This is a genomic window from Acidiphilium sp. JA12-A1, from assembly GCF_000724705.2.
GTDB lineage: Bacteria > Pseudomonadota > Alphaproteobacteria > Acetobacterales > Acetobacteraceae > Acidiphilium > Acidiphilium multivorum.
This window is the reverse complement of sequence record NZ_JFHO01000213.1, coordinates 1-234: the sequence shown is the minus strand read 5'-3', so window position 1 is coordinate 234 and position 234 is coordinate 1. Positions and strand designations below refer to the sequence as shown.

The 234-nt window shown below is 76.1% G+C and carries 1 protein-coding gene; it reads right to left on the bottom strand.

What is annotated here, in order from left to right; genetic code table 11:
* The coding region (locus RT91_RS19345) for a hypothetical protein (RefSeq protein WP_035189481.1) at positions 1-234 on the bottom strand (234 nt) is incomplete at both ends.

Here is a 234-nt window from a genome sequence, read left to right as displayed (position 1 = left end):
CGCCAGCGCGCCCTCGACGAACGGGGCCGGGGCGAGGTGAAGCCGGGCGCGCAGGGCATCGTCCGCGAGGTCGCGCGCCATTTCGGCGCTGAGCACGGCGCTGCCGAGATCCATCAGCACGACGATGCCCTCGCAGCCGGCCAGTTCCTCGCAGGCGGCGAGGATGGCGAGCGGGTCGGTGCCGAGTTCGGCATGGTCCGGCCCGGCGCCGGCGGCGATGGCGAGGGCGAGGCG